This window comes from Kineothrix sp. MB12-C1, assembly GCF_030863805.1.
Taxonomy (GTDB): Bacteria; Bacillota; Clostridia; order Lachnospirales; family Lachnospiraceae; genus Kineothrix.
The window spans coordinates 3314103-3334778 of sequence record NZ_CP132957.1 but is presented as its reverse complement, the minus strand read 5'-3'; the positions used below and the strand labels follow the sequence as shown (position 1 = coordinate 3334778).

The 20676-nt window shown below is 38.9% G+C and carries 21 protein-coding genes and 1 pseudogene; 7 read left to right on the top strand and 15 right to left on the bottom strand.

Annotation, left to right across the window (positions count from 1 at the left end):
• Positions 1–312: 312 nt before the first annotated feature.
• From RBB56_RS15270 to RBB56_RS15260, 3 genes are all read right to left on the bottom strand, one after another.
• Complete coding sequence (locus tag RBB56_RS15270; protein ID WP_306719813.1) at positions 313–525, bottom strand: putative PEP-binding protein; 213 nt, start codon at positions 523–525, stop codon at positions 313–315.
• A 131-nt stretch (positions 526–656) separates the two neighbouring features.
• Entirely contained in the window at positions 657–1211 is a 555-nt protein-coding gene (locus RBB56_RS15265) for a hypothetical protein (RefSeq protein ID WP_306719812.1), read from the bottom strand.
• Positions 1212–1627: 416 nt separating this feature from the next.
• Positions 1628–2905 (bottom strand): IS110 family transposase, encoded by a 1278-nt coding sequence (locus RBB56_RS15260; protein WP_306719811.1) that lies wholly within the window; start codon positions 2903–2905, stop codon positions 1628–1630.
• A gap of 341 nt (positions 2906–3246) precedes the next feature.
• Between RBB56_RS15260 and RBB56_RS15255 the strand changes: the two genes are divergently transcribed.
• The 3 genes from RBB56_RS15255 to RBB56_RS15245 are packed head-to-tail and all read left to right on the top strand — an operon-like array spanning position 3247 to position 5056.
• Complete coding sequence (locus RBB56_RS15255) at positions 3247–3630, top strand: BlaI/MecI/CopY family transcriptional regulator (RefSeq protein ID WP_306719810.1); 384 nt, start codon at positions 3247–3249, stop codon at positions 3628–3630.
• Between the two features lie 33 nt (positions 3631–3663).
• Positions 3664–4797, top strand: coding sequence for a M56 family metallopeptidase (locus RBB56_RS15250; protein WP_306719809.1), 1134 nt, complete (start codon positions 3664–3666; stop codon positions 4795–4797).
• Positions 4798–4810: 13 nt separating this feature from the next.
• Positions 4811–5056: a hypothetical protein gene (locus RBB56_RS15245; RefSeq protein WP_306719808.1), complete on the top strand. Its 246-nt coding sequence runs from the start codon at positions 4811–4813 to the stop codon at positions 5054–5056.
• Positions 5057–5280: 224 nt separating this feature from the next.
• Here the strand turns inward: RBB56_RS15245 and istB are convergent, their stop codons facing one another.
• The 3 genes and pseudogenes from istB to RBB56_RS15230 form a co-directional block, all read right to left on the bottom strand.
• A complete protein-coding gene (istB, locus tag RBB56_RS15240; RefSeq protein WP_306719807.1) occupies positions 5281–6057 on the bottom strand; it encodes an IS21-like element helper ATPase IstB in 777 nt (258 codons plus the stop codon).
• Positions 6050–7596, bottom strand: a pseudogene (gene istA, locus RBB56_RS15235) (IS21 family transposase). Before istA ends, istB begins: the two are co-directional and overlap by 8 nt.
• Positions 7597–8057: 461 nt before the next feature.
• Complete coding sequence (locus RBB56_RS15230) at positions 8058–8438, bottom strand: hypothetical protein (RefSeq protein ID WP_306719806.1); 381 nt, start codon at positions 8436–8438, stop codon at positions 8058–8060.
• A 616-nt stretch (positions 8439–9054) separates the two neighbouring features.
• Here RBB56_RS15230 and RBB56_RS15225 point away from each other — a divergent pair.
• Positions 9055–9348, top strand: coding sequence for a hypothetical protein (locus RBB56_RS15225; RefSeq protein WP_306719805.1), 294 nt, complete (start codon positions 9055–9057; stop codon positions 9346–9348).
• A 76-nt stretch (positions 9349–9424) separates the two neighbouring features.
• On the opposite strand, the gene RBB56_RS15220 is transcribed toward RBB56_RS15225, so the two are convergent.
• Positions 9425–9706 (bottom strand): hypothetical protein, encoded by a 282-nt coding sequence (locus RBB56_RS15220; protein ID WP_306719804.1) that lies wholly within the window; start codon positions 9704–9706, stop codon positions 9425–9427.
• A gap of 51 nt (positions 9707–9757) precedes the next feature.
• Here RBB56_RS15220 and RBB56_RS15215 point away from each other — a divergent pair, with 51 nt between their 5' ends.
• Positions 9758–9934 carry a hypothetical protein gene (locus tag RBB56_RS15215; RefSeq protein WP_306719803.1) on the top strand — a complete coding sequence of 59 codons (177 nt, stop codon included), beginning with the start codon at positions 9758–9760 and terminating at the stop codon, positions 9932–9934.
• A gap of 273 nt (positions 9935–10207) precedes the next feature.
• The gene (locus RBB56_RS15210) at positions 10208–10747 is read left to right on the top strand and encodes an N-acetylmuramoyl-L-alanine amidase family protein (protein WP_306719802.1); all 540 of its coding nucleotides are present in this window, start codon (positions 10208–10210) and stop codon (positions 10745–10747) included.
• Positions 10748–10977: 230 nt separating this feature from the next.
• Here the strand turns inward: RBB56_RS15210 and RBB56_RS15205 are convergent, their stop codons facing one another.
• From RBB56_RS15205 to hemZ, 6 genes are all read right to left on the bottom strand, one after another.
• Entirely contained in the window at positions 10978–11685 is a 708-nt protein-coding gene (locus RBB56_RS15205; protein ID WP_306719801.1) for a hypothetical protein, read from the bottom strand.
• Positions 11682–12071, bottom strand: coding sequence for a DUF6709 family protein (locus RBB56_RS15200; RefSeq protein WP_306719800.1), 390 nt, complete (start codon positions 12069–12071; stop codon positions 11682–11684). Before RBB56_RS15200 ends, RBB56_RS15205 begins: the two co-directional genes overlap by 4 nt.
• A gap of 36 nt (positions 12072–12107) precedes the next feature.
• Complete coding sequence (locus tag RBB56_RS15195; protein WP_306719799.1) at positions 12108–12938, bottom strand: 4'-phosphopantetheinyl transferase family protein; 831 nt, start codon at positions 12936–12938, stop codon at positions 12108–12110.
• On the bottom strand, positions 12939–14747 hold the full coding sequence (gene aspS / locus RBB56_RS15190) for an aspartate--tRNA ligase (protein ID WP_306719798.1): 1809 nt from the start codon (positions 14745–14747) through the stop codon (positions 12939–12941).
• A 62-nt stretch (positions 14748–14809) separates the two neighbouring features.
• Positions 14810–16072 carry a histidine--tRNA ligase gene (gene hisS / locus RBB56_RS15185; protein ID WP_306719797.1) on the bottom strand — a complete coding sequence of 421 codons (1263 nt, stop codon included), beginning with the start codon at positions 16070–16072 and terminating at the stop codon, positions 14810–14812.
• A gap of 126 nt (positions 16073–16198) precedes the next feature.
• Positions 16199–17671, bottom strand: a complete 1473-nt coding sequence (hemZ, locus tag RBB56_RS15180; RefSeq protein WP_306719796.1) for a coproporphyrinogen dehydrogenase HemZ — start codon at positions 17669–17671, stop codon at positions 16199–16201.
• Positions 17672–18037: 366 nt separating this feature from the next.
• Here hemZ and RBB56_RS15175 point away from each other — a divergent pair, with 366 nt between their 5' ends.
• The gene (locus RBB56_RS15175) at positions 18038–18940 is read left to right on the top strand and encodes an ECF transporter S component (protein WP_306719795.1); all 903 of its coding nucleotides are present in this window, start codon (positions 18038–18040) and stop codon (positions 18938–18940) included.
• Between the two features lie 6 nt (positions 18941–18946).
• On the opposite strand, the gene RBB56_RS15170 is transcribed toward RBB56_RS15175, so the two are convergent.
• Together RBB56_RS15170 and RBB56_RS15165 are read right to left on the bottom strand one after the other, a co-directional pair.
• Complete coding sequence (locus RBB56_RS15170; RefSeq protein ID WP_306719794.1) at positions 18947–19996, bottom strand: permease prefix domain 1-containing protein; 1050 nt, start codon at positions 19994–19996, stop codon at positions 18947–18949.
• 19 nt (positions 19997–20015) lie between these two features.
• The gene (locus RBB56_RS15165; RefSeq protein ID WP_306719793.1) at positions 20016–20357 is read right to left on the bottom strand and encodes a PadR family transcriptional regulator; all 342 of its coding nucleotides are present in this window, start codon (positions 20355–20357) and stop codon (positions 20016–20018) included.
• Positions 20358–20676: the final 319 nt, after the last annotated feature.

The following is a 20676-nucleotide window of genomic DNA, read 5'->3' as shown; positions in this document are numbered from 1 at the left end:
ACCAGTATTCTTGTGCGCATTACATCGACTATTCCTTATGTACTATATTAAATGAATAATCTCCCTTTTACATTCAACAGATTTTTCTAATTATAATCTATAGCGAGTAACAATTCCATCATTTTTTTACTAATATGACTCATAAATTTTAATTCGTTCTTCTATATTCCAATTGTAGTTTATTTTAAGTAAATAGGTATCCAATTTGTAAGGCAAAATCAAACTTATCCACAGACAGATAGTCTGTTAATGCTCAAAAAATCTCCACATAAATAGTTAAATAATATGTGAATCTTACTTAGTCCATTTCTCTCACGATTTTTCTATCGGAAGCACAAAGGTAGGAGTTGCAGAAAGCTCATTCATCCCCATTCCTACAAATTCCTCTGTAAGGGTCATATCCTTTGCATTTTTCCTATCAAAGGCAAATGTATATTGTGTCAGATCATTGATACCAATACTGAAAAAGTCCTCTTCTTTCGCTAGAAGATCGCTTATCATATCTACCGCTGGTGTTTCTATCATAATAGATATACCATTAAAAAACAGCCCTGGAATCAATTTCATGATTCCGAGAGCTGTTTTTAAACATTATATCTAAATGAACCAACTGGTTCCCTTATTATAAATTATATTAGCCCTTTGCATTCGGACTTTTAATTTTTGGTTAAGGAACCGCTAATGTTCATAACGCCACTAAATTTTATGTAATACTTTTTGCTACTATCATAATTACTCATAGTAAATGTTTTAGTTGTGCCTGCTGATACGGTACTCGCATGAACTACTGTATCGCCCAAAAGTTCTTTTCGATATATATATACATTAACATCGCCTCTCGGATTTGAGCCAGAATACGAGTATGCAGTAATTTTTAGTGTTGCATCGGTAAAATTGGTAAAATAATAGTTTGTATACAGCCAAGTGTCCATAGAGGTATCACCGGATATTGGATAACTTCCTTTTGACCAATCGTATGCACTAGTCGGTGCACTGGTACCTCTTGCTAATACTGGTGTAAGACCAATATTCCCCATACCTGCCGGTTTTTCTCCAGTCTCTTCGATTACTGATTCAGTCGTACTTTCTACAACACTTTCTATTACCTTTCCATTTACATCTTCAGATGTTTCCGTTTGGGCAAATGCACATATGCTACTTGATAATAATAAAACTCCACTTAATAATACTGAAAAAGCTTTTAACTTCATAAATTATTTCCTCCCATATTAATCTTTGTTTTTCTCTTGTTAACTCGGTTTTTCTTATTCTTTCTTTTTTCATAGCTAAGCTTTCATAGTCTATGGCATTCCCCATGGCCTAAAATCATGGATATATGGATGTTTTGGGTACACTCAATAAGACATCGTCTTATTTCCGCTATGATCGGCCTTTCTTTTCCCCAACTCCTTACGGCAGCCTAACCTCCCATGTCATACGGGATCACCTTTTCTTCAGGGTCCTTAATTCCTTCGTTCTGCTTATCCATAAAGGGGCGTCATGATGCTCCTAGACTGAGTCTGTGCTCTGATGGTAAAAATCTGACTTTGGCTCTCTATGTTATTTCTATTCCCTTTTTTCATTCAGCACCTTATGGTGGACGTCTTCCTGAACTTCAAAGTTTTTCTTACGCTACCGCTGGATGCCTGTGTATGTCAGACATCATTTTCTGAGCATCATAGGCTACACCCTTGGTTAAAATAGCGTAGAAGATTCTGATCAGCTTACAGCTGATGGCTATCACTGACTGTTTCTTTTTAAGCGGATTATTCGCTCTGGTCGTGTAATACTCATGCAGGGCATGGAACTCCGGGTTCTTAGCTATCAGCGGGATTGCCGCATTGAACAGTACAGCTCGCAGCTTACTTCGACCTCTTTTACTGATGGTCGTCTGTCCCTTATGTTTTCCCGAACTATTTTCCCTTAATGAGAGTCCTGCTAACTTTTGTATCTGTCTTGGTGATTCGAAACGTCTCGCATCACCTACCTCAGCCAGAAATCCGGCAACAGTAATTAAACCGATACCTTTGATGGCAAGCATCTGCTCGCTTTCGGGTATCTTTTTACACAAGCTTTCTATTTCTTCCATAACCGATTCAAGCTGTGCCTTTTTATAGTCATAATCCTGAAGCAATAGTTTCATTTCATACTCAGCAGCCGAAGATCCTTTCTTTAAGCCTATGCTTCGCTTTGCTGTTTCACACAGGGTCGTTGCCCTTTTCATTCCAACCGCTCGCAGCTTTGCATTTCGCCAGATTTGATTTATCTTCTCAGCTCCGAGTTCTATGATTGCTTCCGGAGTGCACGCTGCCTTTAACAGCAGCATACTGCTTTGTGCTTCATAATCTCCAAATACATCGCTGTATTCAGGAAAGTATATGGTAAACCATCTGGCAAGTCTGTTTTTGATCTGGGTAAGTTCCTTCACAAGTCTCTTCCGATTGGCTGCCATAATCCTTAAATCTGCATACACACCGTCCGGTGTATATGGTACGGAATATCTTCCCTCGATAACAAGTTTTGCAATTACTTTAGGATCCTTGTTATCATTCTTGCTCTGGCTGTTGTCATCCAGTTCCTTGGTCTGCTTTACCGCATAGGGGTTAACCATAACCAGAAGGATGCCCTCATCCTCAAGATAAGCGCCAAGATCAAACCAGTAATGACCTGTTGGTTCGATACCTACGATAACATCAGACTTTTTGTTCTTGTCCTGTATCCACTGCATCCAGTTTTTAAGGTTGTCAAAACCTTCTCTGCTGTTGCTAAATTTAAAGACCTTCCCAAGTTCGATGCCTCTCCAGTCAAACGCCCTGGCGTACTGTGTCGTACTTCCGATATCAATTCCAACTACCAAAGTTGATTCTTTTACTTGATTGATTTTTTGATTTTGTTTACAATTCATTTGTGGGTGTCTCCTTTGAACGATGATTATTTAACCGGCCAGTTAACAATCATTATTCTATGGGTGACACTCATTTTTTGCAAACCCGTCATTTGTTACTTAACAGGAATGCTCCTTTTACTATTAAACTTTGAATTTTTAAGTTAATTAGTTTTTGTGCCCTCCTTATCATTTATTTTATACATTGTATTTTTATATAATGTATATTATTATCAATTACATTTTTTGTCAATAAATTAATGCTATATCTTTTGTTAATAAATACAATGTTTTCCTGTTATATTGACAGTTTTAAAGATTTATATTATTATATAATATATAATTTATTTATGGAGGTACTTATGAAATATTCGAACTTAACTTCTAAAGAATTTGAAATAATGAAAATTTTTTGGCAATATGATAAACCACTCACTGCGTCAGAAATTATTACTTTATCAAGTACAAAAACTTGGTCTCTTAATTCATTGTATCCACTCCTTAATAAATTGTTAAAAAAACAGTTTATCGAAGTCATTGGTAATATTCGTAGCACTAAAGCTCCTGCTCGAATATTTAAATCGAAAATTACTATATTGGATTATTCGAATATGCAAATACAATCAGTTTTTGGTAATCAAAATAAAAGAATGGATATAGGCAATTTCTTGTCTTATTTCAGTAATACCTATGATAATTCAGATGAATTAATTAAAGAAATTGAAGAATGGATAAAAAATAATTGATATATTTTTTAGATTTTCTATGGAGAATATTAAATGTTTGAAATAAATATCTTTTCTGTAATTAATAGTTTAATTGCTTCTTCCTTTTTTATTACATGTTGTTTATTATTAGAAAAACTTATAATAAAAGGGAAAATATCTAATAAAATTTTCTTTTTTATTTTTTCATTAATCATTTTAAGACTATTATTTCCCTTGGAAATAATTAATAATACTCACTATATTCAATTTGATTATTTACTTCCTATTATTGTTCGTTTCTTTAATACTTTATTATTTAACATTGAACTAAAAGCTTATTCTATTTCTTTTACCATTTTTGATTTGACCATCTTATGTATTTTTTTAATATCTATGCAAAAATGCTTTAAGCTGGGAATGACATATTATAAATTACATAAGTGTATGGAGTATTTTTTACCTTCTCAAGATGAAAAAATACTTCATATTATAGATATTTTAAGAAGCCAAATTCATTTTAAATTTAAAATAAAAGTTGTAAAATGTAATCTTATTGATGCTCCATTCGAATTTGGTTTTTTCGAACAGACAATATGTTTACCAAGCAAGAATTACACAGAAGAGGAACTCTATTTTATTTTATCCCATGAAATTTATCATTTTAAGAATATGTCTAATTGGTTTAAACTTTTAAATAATATTTTAGCCAGTATTTTATGGTGGCATCCACTTACTCCTTTTATGAATACTTCTATGATTACTATTATGGAAATAAATTGTGATGAGCATATAATAAAGAAATTTGACAATAGATTAAAAGCCAAATATTTAAGTTGTCTCATAAATGAAACTAAGTATCAACAAAGCCAAAAACTAGATGTAGCAATTCCGTTTTCACATATTAATGGCAGAACATTGGCAAATCGTTTTAAATTTATCACTTCAAAATCTGACAGATCTATGATACTATCTTTATTTTGTGTTTTATCAACATTGAGTTTATTTTTTCTATCTTTCTTTTTTATGCCGTTGCCATATTGCGAAGTACCTAGTTCTGAAGTGCAAGTACCTGAATTTACAATCGATAACTCTTATATAATAAAGGAGGGATCACATTTCATTGTCTATTACAACAATGAACCTTATATTTATTTAGAAACAATGAACGAATCATTTTCTAATTTAAAAATACTAGAAAATCCATAGAAAGAGGTAAATTATGAGGAAAAAAAAATTATTATTTGTTTTTAGTTTTATTGCACAAATTGCTTTTTCATTTAACCTAGTATATGTTAATAATACTTATTTTACTGCTTCTCCTATATCCTATTCTGCAAATAGTGAAATCTCCCCCTATGCGAATGTAACTGGATATAAGTACATGGAAATAGACGGGATAAAATATAAACGCTTATGGTCTTATACCTACTCCCGGTGGGAGGAGCCTTATTGGACCGTTGCCTAAAAGATATTTTAAAAATAAATGACAAAATAAATTCTCTGCTCTGTACATTAATCTTAAATTAATATAATGGCACGGAATAGAGGATTTGATTTTAGCTAAGTCACAAACCACCATTCCAAATGGTGGTTTGATGTTTGCCCTGAATATTACGTTGCGGCGGAGCCGCCTGTCCGGTGTGGCGAGAGCCACCAATCCGGACTAACGGAGCCACTTAATATTAAGAGTTACTGTGCTTGATCCATATCCATGCCAAAGACCTCTCTCATCGAGATATCTTTTGACGGGTCAACGCTTTCGATATTGATTTTGTATGCATCATAGACAATTCTGTCCATGATTGCATCTGCCAGAGGGTTATCATTACCTCCAAGGCGTTCGTACCAACCTTCTTCTCGGAATTGGGAACAAAAGATGGTAGAGGCTTTTTTCCTGCGTTTATGAATCAACTCAAATAGATTTTTTGATTCTGATTCGTTTAGTTTCAACAAAAGCCATTCATCTATGATGAGAAGAAGCGGCTTTATATATTTGCTAAGCACCTTTGCAAAGCAACCTTCGTTTCTGGCCGTTTCAAGTTCAAGCAGTAAATCAGGAAGCCTCACATACTTAACGGTAAAATACTGTTTACAGGCTTCCATACCAAAAGCACAGGCCATGTAGGTCTTGCCGCTTCCGGTTGCACCGGTAATGAAAATGTTCCGGTATTCGGCGATATATTCACAAGTGGCCAGACGGTTGATAAGTGATTTGTTCAGCTTTCGTCCTGATGTGTAGTCAATTCCAGAAATACAGACATCAGATTGTTCTAGCTCAGCATGATGAATAAGGCGTTTTAATCGATTATTTTTTCGGTTTGTGTATTCGACATCCACCAGCATGCCAAATCGATCTTCAAATGGGACATCCTTCATTGATTTGTCATCCATCTGGATCCGAAATGCATCTGCCATTGCAGTAAGACGCATTTCGATCAGTTTATCGGTTGTACTTTGATTAATCATTGTGCTTACCTCCATAGTATCTGGCTCCGCGGGTGATGCCGTATGGATTATTTTCCCCTTCGGCTTCTGGTTTTTGAAGTCCTTCATCCTTCAGCGTGACCAATAGATTTTTGATACTTTTGTAACTGGGTGAACTGGAATAGCTGAGAGCCTTTTTGCATGCGGTCTCTAACTTAACTGTTGAATATTTTTCAGCCAGTTTCAACAATCCCATACAGCTTCTGTAGGATTGTTGTTCCACTCTACCCGAGGTAAGTAGGCTATTTACAACTTTATTTGTGTATGGTCCAATCTGATCAGACCATTTACGGAAGCGGTCGCCATTCCACTCCAGATACTTCTGATGTTCTTCTGGCATGTGTTCTGCAACCGTTGAGTATTGTCCAGGACGTCCATAAAGATGTCTGTGTGAGGCAATTCGATGGTGCTTTATAAATATTTCTACCGTTGTTTCTGTTATACGCACATCGACCTTGTTTCTGATATACTGAAAGGGCACAGAGTAGTACATCTTGTCTACTGCGATGTGATAATTGAACTGAACGGTGGCTGTTTTCCAGTCACACAGTTCAAAGCGGGTAGCAGGCAATGGCGCCAGTAATGGCATTTCTTCCCCAAGAAATAAACTACGTCTGCTACCTTCTTTTTCTGGAAGGCATTCGTGTTGAACTGTTCAAGCTTCTCCTTTATTGCAGCATTTAATTCTGTCAGTGAGAAGAACTGTTCATTGCGCAGAGCGGCTGTTATCCATGTGGATACATTATTAACCGTTCCTTCCGCAGTCGGTTTATCTTTGGGTTTACGAACCCTTGCTGGTATAATGGCAGTTCCATAGTATTCCGCCATCTCATGATATGTAGTGTTCAGTGCTTGTGTGTACCAGTCACTTCGTTGATGATTTACAGCCGTGGTACAATTATCTGGCACAAGAATCTTCGCAACACCACCGAAGTATTCATACATATGGACATGAGCAGTAATCCATGCTTTCTGTTTTTGATTGATGAATGCTTCCACGTAGGCGTACATGCTGTAAGTCATGACACCTACAAAAATCCATACATCTGTGATTTCACCAGTGTCAGGATCAATGATGTGAGCAGGATCACCTGCCCAGTCAACTTCAACCTGTTCACCAGGATTTCGTGGAATATGCATGGTAGCCCGGCGTTTTTGCTCATCCAGCTGGATGTAATAGCAGAACTGAGAATACATAAGAGGCTCTTCACCTGCCATACGGCAATCCTCACAGTATTCACTCCACAAGAGTTTTTTGCTTACGCCATTGCGCAATAACTCTTTTCGGATATAGGCATAGTCAGGCATGCGTTTGTTCATAACTGATTTGTCCTTGGGAAACATCAAATCCTCTAAGGATTCATCTGTCATTGGTTCACCAAGCGGCCATGAGATGTTCAACTCATCAGCCCTTTTAAGAATCTTTGACACAGTATTTCTGGAAACACTGCAGCTAAGAGCAATGTTTCGTTCACTGAAGTTCAGACTTTTTAGTCTGATGATTTCGCGGTATTTGGTCATGATTATGACCTCCTTCATCTGTATTTACACCAACGGGTGCATATCTACAGTATAAAGGAATCTATGTAATGGTTGCTATGAATCCGGTATTGTGATTTCCACGACCGGAATGATGGTTTCCTAATGACCGGAATAGTGGCTCTGTTACACCGGAAGGGTGGCTCCCTAAGTCCGGACAGATGGCTCAAAAGGAGCCGGAATACTCATGCCCTCCAAAGGGCTGTGTTGCTACTCGCCCCAAAAGCGGTAACACAAGTATTTTAAGTTTCAGAATAAATACGATATGTTTTTGGCATTTCTATCGAGTATGTGATATGCTTTTGTTGCCCACTAGGGCCGCCTTGTATATGTTTGAGTTTGGCTTGCGCCCTCTTCTCAATATAAAATAGGCTGATTTTATTAATATCCTTGCCCTTTCCACTTACTCTATTCCCCTAATATAAAGTGGTGGTTTAGTTTTTTCAATTAAAATACTTAGGTAGAACAACATTATCAATCAGTCCAAAAACTAATTTATTATTTTCATCTAACACACCAATAACATCTTTATTATCTTTTCTTAAGATTAACATATAATCTCTTTCATTTTTGTCTGAAATTTTATAGAACTCAAAATCGTCACCACTATTTTCTAATAAAGAATTATTTAAATCAAATTCTTCAATATATTTACATTCAAATGAAAGTTGATCAGCAAGTATCTTTTCAATATACTCGCTTTGGACTTTATTTGTATTAGTTACTCTTTGTATCATAGATTTCGAATTATCATAAAAAAACAGTATACACAGTATACAAATCAATAGTAATGCTACTATACCTGAAACAATAACTTTTTTCATTTACAATCCCTCCATTTTATATTTTATACAATGTATTAAGTTATACTCTATAATAGTATATCATCAGTACGTAGTCAAGTATAAAGCATAAATATTATATGGGTGTTCCATAGACTGATTAGATCCATTCTTTAATCATTTGTTTTCATTTTTTATAGCATTAATAATCTGCTGTTTTCGTTCTTGTATGAGTTATTCAAGTTTTTCCAATTCTTCCAAAGTCTTTTTTTCATCTTCGTGTTCTAAAAAAGTGGTAACAAACTGAGATACTGATAAATCTTCATCGCCAATGTTTTTAATTGCATGAATATATTTTCTTGTTTCATATTCAGTAATTTTTTTAATGAGACCTGAACCGTATGAATATTTAAATCCTCCTGAGCCCTAACGACCTCAGCCGCAGTCAAAGGCTTTTCTGCATTCCACATAAATCACATAATAATGTTTTAAATTTTTTTATTATGAAATATAATTTAATTACATAATATATCTTTGAAAGGAGAAAAAATGCGTCATAAAAAATTTTAATTTCGCTTCTGCTTTATATATCTCTTTTGTATTTAGTAATAGCTTTAATTCCGAAGTACATGCAGGTGAGAAAATCGAAAGTTCAAGTATGACACGCGAATATCAAAACTACTCGGACATACCTGAAACTGTTCAGTCAGAAACAGATCTCACTATGTATCTTGAATCTTTAGAAAAAGTTGGTGATGTTTATCAAGCGGTTTATTCTGAAGCTGGTATTTCTCAAACGACAACAAACGGCTCAGTTTCTCCACATATTGTCGTTTCCGTATCAAAGCAAGTTACTAAAACATACCCGAACTTCGATTCTGTTCCTTCTTCAATATCTTATGAAGAATTTAACAGTACCTACAACACCTGGATGAAAGGAACTCTTTTTTGAAAAAACAGAAAGACTAGGGACAACTTTGTATGCGACTTTCGAGGGAACACTTACAGGAACTATATAACAACACTTATTAAATATTGGATGCTATCTGTTCAAATTTTTCTTCATATATATGTAATATTCTCACATGCTCATATCCAATCTCAAAAATAGAATTTCCTCTTTGATAAATCGCATTTACATATACATTATTCTCAGTACTTGCTTCCTCTTCTACTGGTTCTCCTAAATATCTTTCTGCTTCTTCCTTACACATTCCAATACTTATTTTTCCATCTCTTGATCCATAAGCTGTTGAAAGAAATCGATACAGCACCTTATTCTTATAAAATAAAATATTTACATTTTTCATACATAAACATTTCCCATCCTACGCACCCTATTCCTGAAAGGATGGTGCGATATGAAACCTAAAAATAATCATACAAATTGTAATACAAAATCTTCTAACGCTTATGATGACGATAATATTCCTAGTATCGATTTACCGCAGCATAAGAGTTCTACCGAGTCTGACTATACCGTAGAACCGCTTCCTGAATCGTCAAGACCGCGCAAAGATGGACCTGGAGGGGATTAAACGTTGCTGTTCACGCTGTGACCAACAACACGTTGGACGATGCACACAAATTGCATAGAAACGCAATTTTGACTTCGCGTTGGCCGGGAGATGTAAACAATAACAATTAATCTCCCCTGAGGCCGATACCTTAATGACTCCGGTGCCGTGCAGCGAAGTGCACGGCACGGTCTGAATAGCAACAACTCCCCTCTACATAATTACAGATACCGGGAAGGGTACCATTTTCCATCGCCTAACATATAGTAAATAAAATGATTTTATGGTGATTATATGGCATATACAGTTGTGCTTGATGCAGGCCATGGTGGTGCCAATCCCGGTGCGACCTATAATGGAAGGCAGGAAAAGGACGATGTACTGCGCCTTACACTCGCTGTCGGCCAGCTTTTGGAAAACGCAGGCATCAATGTTGTTTATACGCGTACTACTGATGTTTATGAAAGTCCATCCCAGAAGGCTGCTGAGGCAAACCAAGCGGGCGCGGACTATTTTGTCTCAATCCACCGCAATTCCAGCGTGTATCCGAACCAATATACAGGTATTGAGACACTCGTTTATAGTCTCTATGGGCCTGCCGCCATTATGGCAGAGAATATCAATGAGAATTTGCAAGCTCTCGGCTTCGTCAATCACGGAGTGAACGAGCGTACGAATCTTATCGTTTTGAATCAGACCCAGATGCCCTCTCTTTTAGTAGAGGTCGGATTTATTAACAACGACAGGGATAATGCTCTCTTCGATAGCCGTTTCCAGGAAATTGCTCAGGCTATTGCGGATGGAATTATCGATACATTAAATACACAGGGTTGACAATCTGCCTTTGTGATAACCAAGAGCTTATAATATTGTTAAAATATTATACCTTAGCCGCAAGCGGCTGCGGTATGCTTTTTGCACACTCGCTTTGCTCGGCGCAGTATAATACTGTTAAAATATTATACAATTAAATACACCCATTATAAAAGCGAAGGACTCTTTCCCAAATGAGATAGCCTTCGCTTTCCTTTCATATATGATGAATACTATAATATTTAACAATATTATACCTTCGCCTTAAACTTTCCTTCTGCACTGCTATCTTTCGCAAGGGTGCTGTACTGTCCCGACTTATTATAAGAATCGAGAAGATAGTTGCGGGTTCCCCGCTCAGTACCTTTCACATTTGCAGGCAAAGAAGTCCTCGGTTTCTCCGGTTCTCTCCAATTACTGGTAACACTATAAATAAGTTCACCCAAACGTTGGAGCAACCGCTTACCGTTGCCCGGTTCCGTTTTCAGCTCTCCGCTTACGATGCCTTCGACATCACTTACCTTTTCCACATGCTCTTCCGGTAAATTCTCTTCGACGTTTGTCTTTTCCTGTTCTAACAATGCCGTTGAGATTGCCGACGATGCTTCGCTCGCTTGCTCCTTTTCATGCAGGTTATTTTTATCATTACCGCCATCATCATTCCAGAATCCTACTGCCTTCGCAATTACACCCCTTAACCCACTCGTAAAGATATTCTTAAAAGAAAAAGAAACCTGTTCTTTTGTCACTTCCTCTTTTGTCGTTTCCAAAGTAGGAAAAGACAGATTTTCTTCTCGTTCCCAGATCACATCTTTGGCTAATTCCTCATGCTTATTATCAGTTGCCTCACGACCTCCGTTATCGTAAGACTGCATCTGATAAGGTTGGTTTTGACGAGATTGATTTTGGTAAGATTGGCTTTGATATGCCCTATTTACATTGCTGCTTCTTTCAATCATAAATATTTCCCCTCTTTTTCTCTTGTGAAACCAATATCTACAAATCTATTATGTCTTTGAATGATGTTTAGCCCTTTCACAGCATCCTCATCACTTCCTACCGGTATTCCGATTCTTTTCCGTTCCTTTGTAACAAGCATCATGCTATGAGTTCCATTCCCCGCCAACTCTCGGCTAAGCCTTCCGCCTGCATCTTCCAGCCGGTGATAAGCCCATACAATATCTTTATAATATACATATAACCACTGGTAGACTCCCTCATAAAAAATAAAGTATCTCCCATAGCGGACATTCCCCTCTGTCTTCGCAGTATTGTAATCCATCCGCACCATACGCTCATCGTACTCCGGCCCGGATACTACTGCAAACCTTACTCGTTCCTTCATCTTTTTATACCCCTATTCACTCCCGCAATCCTTACATCAAGCCAAGATCACTTCCTTTATCTTTATATCGGCTATTTCCCCATAACTGCATACTGCAATACTGTATTTTTCTTCCCCATATGAAAAGCTGCTGCTTCGGAAATAGGAACTCTTCCCCTGCTTTTCCATATCAAAGATAATTCCCTGTCCATAATGACCTCCCTCTAAGTGGTCTCCCTCAGGACTATTTTCTTCGAACTGCAAATGAAAGCCATCCATTCCCTGACTAAGCCCACTTCCTGTCAGCTTTACATAAGCTTCTTTAATGGACCACATCCGGCAAAATAACTCATCTACGTTCCTGGCTCCCCTCTTAGCCGCCAAATCGATCATTCGCTTCTCCTCTTCCGCAAAGAAACGTTCCGCCACCTTTCTCATTCCCGGCTTGTACTTTTGAATATCGGTTCCGACCTCTTCTCCCGACAAAGCACAGAGCACATATTCTCCTGAATGAGAGAGATTAAAATGGATTTTAGGATATTCCTTCAAATAAGGCTTACCATTGTCACCAAATGTATATGTTAAAGAAAGCGGCTTTGCATCCGCCTGCAAACCGCTTTCCCGGAATTGTATTTCCCGCACTCCCTCTTGAATCAAATATCCTGCAAGAATGCTTCTTTTTTTATCCATTTCCTGCTTACACTGCCTTACCTTTTCCTGTCTTACTACATCAATTTTCTTATAGTACTTCAGAAAAAGTTTCGGATCTGACAATGCCTTAATATTTGCAATATATAAATCAATCACTTTTGCTCCCATCTGCCCGCTTCTGCGGACACTCAAATCAGGGAGTTGAAAGATTTTTTCTTTCAACCATTTCTCCGGCATTTACGCTTCTACATCTACAGGTTCTTCCTTTTGGCTAATTGCGATTCCAAGTTCCTCTAGCTGTACTTCATCCACCACATCCGGTGCATTCGTAAGCAGACAAGAAGCGTCCTTCACCTTCGGGAATGCCATTACATCACGAATACTGTCCGCTTTCACCAATAGCATAACGAGGCGGTCAAGACCATAAGCAAGTCCGGCATGAGGAGGTACTCCATATTTAAAAGCATTCAATAAAAATCCGAACCGATTATACGCATCCTCTTTCTCAAAGCCTAACACCTCGAACATCTTCTCCTGAATGTCATTTTGGAAAATACGGACTGAGCCGCCACCCAGTTCCACACCGTTTAATACAATATCATAAGCTTTAGCACGCACTCTTCCCGGGTCGCTGTCCAAATATGACAGGTCTTCGTCCATAGGCATAGTGAAAGGATGATGTACAGCCGCAAAACGCTTATCCTCTTCATCCCATTCAAGGAGAGGGAACTCTGTTACCCATACGAAGTTAAACTGATTCTCATCAATCAAGCCCATCTGCTTAGCAAGTTCTATACGAAGCGCACCGAGTACACTCCAAACGATATTATTTTTATCCGCAGCGAATAAAAGAAGATCTCCTTTTTCTCCACCCATCGCCTTTACCAATGTGTCGAGCTGTTCCTCCGTCATAAACTTAGCAAAAGAAGACTTATAACTGCCATCCTCTTCGATACAAAGATATGCCAATCCTTTAGCGCCATATCCTTTGGCATAATCAATCAAGGCATCGATTTTCTTACGCGGCATCGCGCCCTGTCCCTTGGCATTGATACCTCTGACAGAACCTTCATTCTCCAAAGCCGAAGTGAATACACCAAATCCGCAATCTGAAACAACATCCGATACATCGGTAAGCTCCATTTCAAAACGGGTATCCGGTTTATCCGAGCCATAACGATTCATAGCATCTATCCATTTAATACGAGGGATAGGAAGGCTTACTTCCAAGCCAATCGCTTCCTTGCAAACAAATTTGAGCAATCTTTCGTTGACATCGATTACATCCTCCACATCCACGAAGGATAATTCCATATCCACCTGAGTGAATTCCGGCTGTCTGTCGGCACGTAAGTCTTCGTCGCGGAAACATTTCGCAATCTGAAAGTAACGATCATAACCGGAGCACATCAAAAGCTGCTTAAAGAGCTGAGGAGACTGAGGAAGACCATAGAAGTTGCCCGGATGTACACGGCTCGGCACAAGATAATCCCTCGCACCTTCCGGTGTGGACTTTCCGAGAATCGGAGTTTCAATTTCCAGGAATCCTTCTTCCGTCAGAAATCTACGAATCGAAGCGGTAATATTACTTCTTAAAATCAAGTTTCCTTGCAGATCCGGCCTGCGCAAATCCAAATAACGATATTTCAACCGAAGCTCTTCCTTCGTCTTAGAATCCGCTTCAATTGGAAAGGGCGGTGTATCCGCTTCCGATAAAATACGAATTTCCTTTGCACGGATTTCGATATCGCCGGTTGCCAGGTTCTCATTAACAGCACCGGCTCTTTTTTCCACGGTTCCTACAACTGCCACTACGAATTCACTTCTTATTTTTTCCGCTTTCGCAAAATTATCCGCACCACAATCGCTCTCTTCAAATATCATTTGGAGAAGACCCGAACGATCTCGTAAATCTACAAAAATAATACCGCCTTTATTTCTCTGCTTCTGAACCCAACCCATAACGGTTACTGTTTCGCCTACATTACTCCCAGACAACTCGCCGCAGCGATGCGTTCTTTTTAAACCTTTCATCGATTCTGCCATTCTGCCATTTCCTCACATTCTATTTTATCTCGTAACTGTTCACTACCTTCACAGTTACTTTATTATTTCTGCAACGGATCTTTATAGAACTCTTCAAATTCCATATAGCCTTCCGCATTTAACTGCTCTTTTTGGAACTTCTTATTCTTATTCATACGCGCCACAAGAACCTGCATGCCTTTCTGGCGCTCTTCCTGCGCTTTTGCAATAATATCGCACAGTTCCTTCGTCCCGATGCCCTTTTCTATCAAGTATGCTACTTTTTTGCTTTCTCCCGGGATTTCGAATCCTTTTTCCATCATAATAAGAATGATACGCTCAAAACCTATGGAAAACCCACAAGCCGGAACATCGTTTCCTGTGAACTTACCGATCATCTTATCATAACGGCCGCCGCCACCGCAGCTTCCGCCGAATTCCGGCATTGCAACTTCAAAGATAGTACCTGTATAGTAAGACATTCCCCGAACAAGAGTAGGATCGAAGACGATTTCAAACTCCGAAGCCTTTGTCGCCTTCACGCTCGCAATAATCTCCTGCAGGCTTTCTTCTACTTCAGGTTCCATAACACCCTGCAGTTTCCGGGCTAAATAGGAAAGACCATCCTCCGCATCTTCCATCCCGCGGAATAGTTCCAGATATTTCGTGATACTTTCCTCTGAAAAACCACTTTCTTTCAGTTCACGAGATACACCATCTCTCCCTATTTTATCCATTTTATCCAAAATAATAAATACGGTATCGTAAGAAGCTTCCTCGAATCCACTATAAGCTGCCATAGCCTTTAAGATACGTCTCTCATTAATCCGAATCTGAAAGTTCCGAAATCCCAGCTTACCGAGGGTCGTCGTCGTCGCAAGTATCAATTCTATTTCCGCTAAATTAGATGGTTCACCGAGAATATCGATATCGCACTGCATAAACTGGCGGTAACGTCCCTTCTGAGGCCTGTCCGCTCTCCATACATTCCCCATCTGCAACGCTTTAAAAGGAGAAGGTAGTTCATTCGCATGATTCGAATAATACCGCACAAGGGGAACGGTCAAATCATAACGGAGCCCTCCGTCTACCAAGTCTTCCTCACTCTGCGCTGTATCGAGATTCAACTTCTCTCCTCTTTTTAGAATCTTAAAGATCAGCTTTTCATTCTCTCCACCCTGTTTATTGCTCAAATTAGCGATATTTTCCACACAGGGAGTCTCGATGGAAGAAAAGCCGAACTTTCCGTAGGTCTCTTTAATTACGCCAATCACATAATCCCGAAGCTGCATCTCTGCAGGCATAATATCCTTCATGCCGGTAACCGGCTTCTTACTCAGTGCCATAATTTTGCTCCTATTCCAATTACATTTCTCCAGTAGCTGTTCAGTACCTTCGCAGTAAATGTGCAGACCTGCTGAATAGCTACTTTCTCTATTACATCTGTCACTTAGTCGATTTTACACTGTTTCTTACTGTTTTTCAACAGAAAAATCCCAGGCAAACAACTTCCGCTTCCGTTCGATCATCTCATCGATCCGTTCGATATATAAGGCTACATCCTTTACATTGTCCGTCCGTTCAATTCTCCCGTCCGGAAATACTGCCTTGGATATGCTCCCAGCTCCGAGGGCTGCTATCGTCTGCTTCTCTTCCATAATGAGGATATTATAGATTCCGTATTTACCGGGAGTCGCATATCCTACATTCTCGAAATTGCCGGACATGTTCTTCTGACGGTATAAATAGTACGCATCCATTCCCATATCCAGGGCTGCATCTGCTGCTATTTGCATAGTAACATCCGTATTATGAAGCGTAGCAATTCCCTTCTCTTCAATCCATTCGTTCATCTTCGAAGCCCGCTTAATTGCCAGAGAATGAACGGTCAGACTGTCAGGATACAGCTCTTTAATAGCTTCCATCGTATGAATTACATCTTCCTTCGACTCCTCAGGGAGCCCCAGGATAATATCCATATTAATATTATCAAAGCCTTCTTCCCTGGCTGCCTCGAATGCTTCTTTTACCTGTGAAACACTATGTTGTCTTCCGATTAGCTTCAAAGTCTCTTCTTTCATCGTCTGCGGGTTTACCGAAATACGGGTAATACCGTGCCTTTTCAACACCTTTAGCTTCTCTCTCGTAATGCTGTCAGCCCGTCCGGCCTCCACCGTGAATTCCTGCAAGCGGCTCAGATCAAAATGGGTCTTCAATGCGGTAAGCAGCCTGTCCAGCTCCTCCGGCTCCAGCGTTGTGGGTGTGCCGCCGCCAATATAAACCGTATCCAATATTTTATCCCGGAACGCTTCTGCAACGAAGACCATCTCCTTCTCCAGTGCTTCCAGATAATCCGATACCCTCTTCCTCCATGCCCCAATCGGATAGGAGGTGAAAGAACAATAAAGGCAAGTAGTAGGACAAAAAGGAATTCCGATATATAAGCTGTATCCATCCTGATAATGCAAGGTAGAAAGAAGCTCTTTCTCACGTCTCGCAATATCAATACTAAGGGTACCTTTTTCCTCACTGATTAAGTATGTCTCTTTCATATGGCGAAGGATCTCTCCCTCACCTTTCCCTTCCTCCAGCATAGCCATAGGAATTTTCGTAGGCCTTATTCCCGTCAACGTTCCCCAGGGCAGCTCTTTTCCGAGATGTTCCGATAGCCCTTTGTAAATCAATTGTTTTAACAGATCTCTCACCGTCTGGCGGTCAGCATCCTTACTGTGAGATACTTCCTTAATTCCAAATGTGCTCCGAGGCCCTTGTACTGTTATGAGGGTCATCTGTATATGAGTTTCTTCAAATTGAATCGATATATTATGTGCTTCTTTCAGCTCTTCTTCACACGATACCTTTATTTCCTCTTCCGGATAAAAAGCTTTCACGAGAGAATGGATATCGTATTCGAATTGCGGTTTATTAATGTAAATTACAAGCATTTATTATTTCTCCTCTATGCGTTGAATAATTATTACATTATATCATTTACTGCACTTTAAACAAAGACTTTTTATTTAGGAATGAATTTAGTTACTGTTAAGACCGTGTCGTGCACTTCGCTGCACGGCATCGGAGTCATTAAATATCGGCGCTTCAGCACATCCAGCCCCTCGCCGCAGGCGACTTAAATGGGCAGGATGTTGTTACAGTGCACACCTGTAGGATATGCACTGTAATAATTTATCTTGCCAGAATCTTCATTTTCCAGTATTTTATGTATAAGGCGATATCCAAGCAGATACAGCTTCTGTAATCTGAAAAGGTTTCTTACATAAATATAGATAATCGTGAAGGGAGATATTATATTGAAAAAATCATCTTTATATGTCCGCCGCATTACAATCTCTGCGGCATTTCTTAGTATTGCCATCGTTCTTAGAACGATGTTTACCTTTGAAGTCCCTCTGTTCGGGCAAAATGGTATGCGTATCGGGATTGCGGATATCTTTTCTTTTATGCCTGCCATTTTATTCGGTCCCATATATGGAATGATTGTCTCGGGAATTTATGATATTCTGGGCTTTATCATCAAACCCACCGGTCCGTTTATTCCGCTTATGACCATAACTGCTGTCTGCGGCGGCTTTATCAGAGGTGCTTTGTGGTCTCTCTTAGGTCATAGAAGCAGCAAGAAAATGAGAGTTATCGTAATAACCTGTTCTATACTCTTATTGTTAGTCGGTATCTCTAATATTACCTTCCTATCTTCGGATGGCATTCACGCCGGTTTCTACGAAACAGTACCGAAAGAAGAAATTAATACGGAGAATATGCACCTTGTCAGTAAGATGCTGATTTCCAGAACGATTGACACCAAGGATCCTTCCGGGAATCTTGCCACGTATATTCTCTTTATGACAACAGGAGTGATGGGCAGTGCCATTCTTGGAATAGTTCTCCTTTTTGCCGATTTCTTTATATCCAAGAAGTTTCTGAAAGATACACAAAAAGGCCAAGTTCCCCAGCTTCTTATTGTTCTGCTGGTTTCCGGCCTGATTGTCACTACTCTCAATACTTTTGTGCTGCGAGAAGTTTTCTCTTCATGGAAACTCCTTCCATTCAGCGTGATATGGATTCCCCGGCTTATTGAAGAAATCTCGAGCAACACGATTTATACATATTTTATGGCTATGCTCCTCGGTGTCCTCAGAAGGCAACGGGGGCTTCAGGAACTAATTACGACGCCCACATCTACCAAGGGATACTGAATCCGCTCAGTCCTTATTATTTCCATACCTTAGGGTATAATAAACAGAAACTCCTGCGTCTATCAAAAAGCAAAATAAAATTAATGTTAATAATCCATTTGTGAAAACATCCGTATTAAAATAGGTCAGTATATCGTTTTTCCCTGTGATCGCCTTCCCTGTTACTTCCCGCAGCTTCGTCACAAAGTCTGCGTTCCACAGGGGAAATCCTTTTAAGAAAATAGCAGCCATAACAAATCCTATAACATCCATTACAATAGTTGTTATCATTACCTGATAATTATAACGTCCGGCAATAAGCTTCACAAGGTCACTGATAATTCCCGTCATGATGCTAATAGCGATAAATGGGAATGCTCTATTCCAAGCGGAGAAGTCAAATATAGGAATGGATACTATCGATTCTCCCAATGTGACCCATACGCCCATCAATTGCGGCTTATAAGCAAAAAGAACGAGGATCAGGATACCAAACACAATACCCACTATACTTTCCCCTCTGCTAATGAGCGCTTTTTTATAAGGAATGGGCGGTAACTTTTCTACGGACCAAGCTTCGGATTCCGTGTCGAGCTTCACATGGTATCTTTGTAACAGTGCAAAAATCAGAGTAATAACTCCAAACACTTCAAGCAAGGCGGAAGGAATTGTAACTCCTATACCTAATAACTCCATCCACAATCCGCTCGTAATCGATTCAGCATCTATTACCGTTACCATCGCTGAAATAATGTTGGAGATAAGGAGACCTGCTCCAACGCAAATAAGAATAATTTTCAATAAATAGCGGTAGCTGTCATAATACTCTCCACTGATTAAAGCATCATGGTCTCCCCGATAGCTTCTTGCCATCCTGGAAGGATTCCCTAATTCGTTCAGTACTAGCTTCTCACATTCTTCACGGCTATACTCACCACTTTCTTCCCGCTCCTCTATCATATCCTCTATCAAAGTACGCAGTTCCCTTTTTATATCTTCTCTTTGTTTCTCAGGCAGATGTCTTACTACATCATATAAATATCGTTCTACAAATTCGTGAGATGTATGATTTTTCATATTGAGCTGCTCCCTCCTCTTATACACCTTGTTCCAGCAGGTGATTCATACTTTCTGTCATTTCCCGCCATTGCTTTACCAACCTGTCATAAACCGCATCACCCAGAATAGTTCTCCTATAATATTTTCTTGGTTTACTTCCATCCGTCTCCCATTCACTGATAAGAAGTCCCTGTTTCTCCAATCGGCGAAGCAGCGGATAGAGAGTATTGGTATCTATAGGGACTCCTTTATCTTCCATAGCCTTGACTAAGGTATATCCGTACTGCGGTTTGCTTAACTGGCTAAGAACGCTGAGGACAATAGTCCCTCTTCGAAGTTCCAAAGTTAGAGATGATAATATTTCGTTCAGTTCTTCCATTTGATAACTATGCCCCTTTCCATTTTTTCTTTCCCTGTGTGTTACATTATAGTGTATACCACACACTATTGTCAATAACAAAATATATGGATTTTAAATGTATAAAAACATCGCGAAAATCATTACAGCAGATATACTGAAAGGCATATTAATAAAACATTTTTATCATTTATATTTTTGCTTTTATAATCAATCTGATAAATATAAATAAAAGTACCGGAAAACAACACATGGTATTGTTTCCCGGTACTTTTATTTATTCACTATAACGTAGTAAAAGCTGCCGATGTCCCTTCTATACTACTACGCTCTTTATATT

Bases quoted from the DNA above. Each gene is read 5' to 3' on its own strand.
- RBB56_RS15255 (WP_306719810.1), top strand. From the start codon at position 3,247: ATGAAATATTCGAACTTAACTTCTAAAGAATTTGAAATAATGAAAATT.
- RBB56_RS15165 (WP_306719793.1), bottom strand. From the start codon at position 20,357: ATGGAAGAACTGAACGAAATATTATCATCTCTAACTTTGGAACTTCGA.
- hisS (WP_306719797.1), bottom strand. From the start codon at position 16,072: ATGGCACTGAGTAAGAAGCCGGTTACCGGCATGAAGGATATTATGCCT.
- RBB56_RS15250 (WP_306719809.1), top strand. From the start codon at position 3,664: ATGTTTGAAATAAATATCTTTTCTGTAATTAATAGTTTAATTGCTTCT.
- RBB56_RS15230 (WP_306719806.1), bottom strand. From the start codon at position 8,438: ATGAAAAAAGTTATTGTTTCAGGTATAGTAGCATTACTATTGATTTGT.
- RBB56_RS15220 (WP_306719804.1), bottom strand. From the start codon at position 9,706: ATGAAAAATGTAAATATTTTATTTTATAAGAATAAGGTGCTGTATCGA.
- RBB56_RS15205 (WP_306719801.1), bottom strand. From the start codon at position 11,685: ATGATTGAAAGAAGCAGCAATGTAAATAGGGCATATCAAAGCCAATCT.
- aspS (WP_306719798.1), bottom strand. From the start codon at position 14,747: ATGGCAGAATCGATGAAAGGTTTAAAAAGAACGCATCGCTGCGGCGAG.
- RBB56_RS15265 (WP_306719812.1), bottom strand. From the start codon at position 1,211: ATGAAGTTAAAAGCTTTTTCAGTATTATTAAGTGGAGTTTTATTATTA.
- RBB56_RS15260 (WP_306719811.1), bottom strand. From the start codon at position 2,905: ATGAATTGTAAACAAAATCAAAAAATCAATCAAGTAAAAGAATCAACT.
- RBB56_RS15195 (WP_306719799.1), bottom strand. From the start codon at position 12,938: ATGCCGGAGAAATGGTTGAAAGAAAAAATCTTTCAACTCCCTGATTTG.
- RBB56_RS15215 (WP_306719803.1), top strand. From the start codon at position 9,758: ATGAAACCTAAAAATAATCATACAAATTGTAATACAAAATCTTCTAAC.
- RBB56_RS15200 (WP_306719800.1), bottom strand. From the start codon at position 12,071: ATGAAGGAACGAGTAAGGTTTGCAGTAGTATCCGGGCCGGAGTACGAT.
- RBB56_RS15270 (WP_306719813.1), bottom strand. From the start codon at position 525: ATGATAGAAACACCAGCGGTAGATATGATAAGCGATCTTCTAGCGAAA.
- RBB56_RS15210 (WP_306719802.1), top strand. From the start codon at position 10,208: ATGGCATATACAGTTGTGCTTGATGCAGGCCATGGTGGTGCCAATCCC.
- RBB56_RS15245 (WP_306719808.1), top strand. From the start codon at position 4,811: ATGAGGAAAAAAAAATTATTATTTGTTTTTAGTTTTATTGCACAAATT.
- RBB56_RS15225 (WP_306719805.1), top strand. From the start codon at position 9,055: ATGACACGCGAATATCAAAACTACTCGGACATACCTGAAACTGTTCAG.
- hemZ (WP_306719796.1), bottom strand. From the start codon at position 17,671: ATGCTTGTAATTTACATTAATAAACCGCAATTCGAATACGATATCCAT.
- RBB56_RS15170 (WP_306719794.1), bottom strand. From the start codon at position 19,996: ATGAAAAATCATACATCTCACGAATTTGTAGAACGATATTTATATGAT.
- istB (WP_306719807.1), bottom strand. From the start codon at position 6,057: ATGATTAATCAAAGTACAACCGATAAACTGATCGAAATGCGTCTTACT.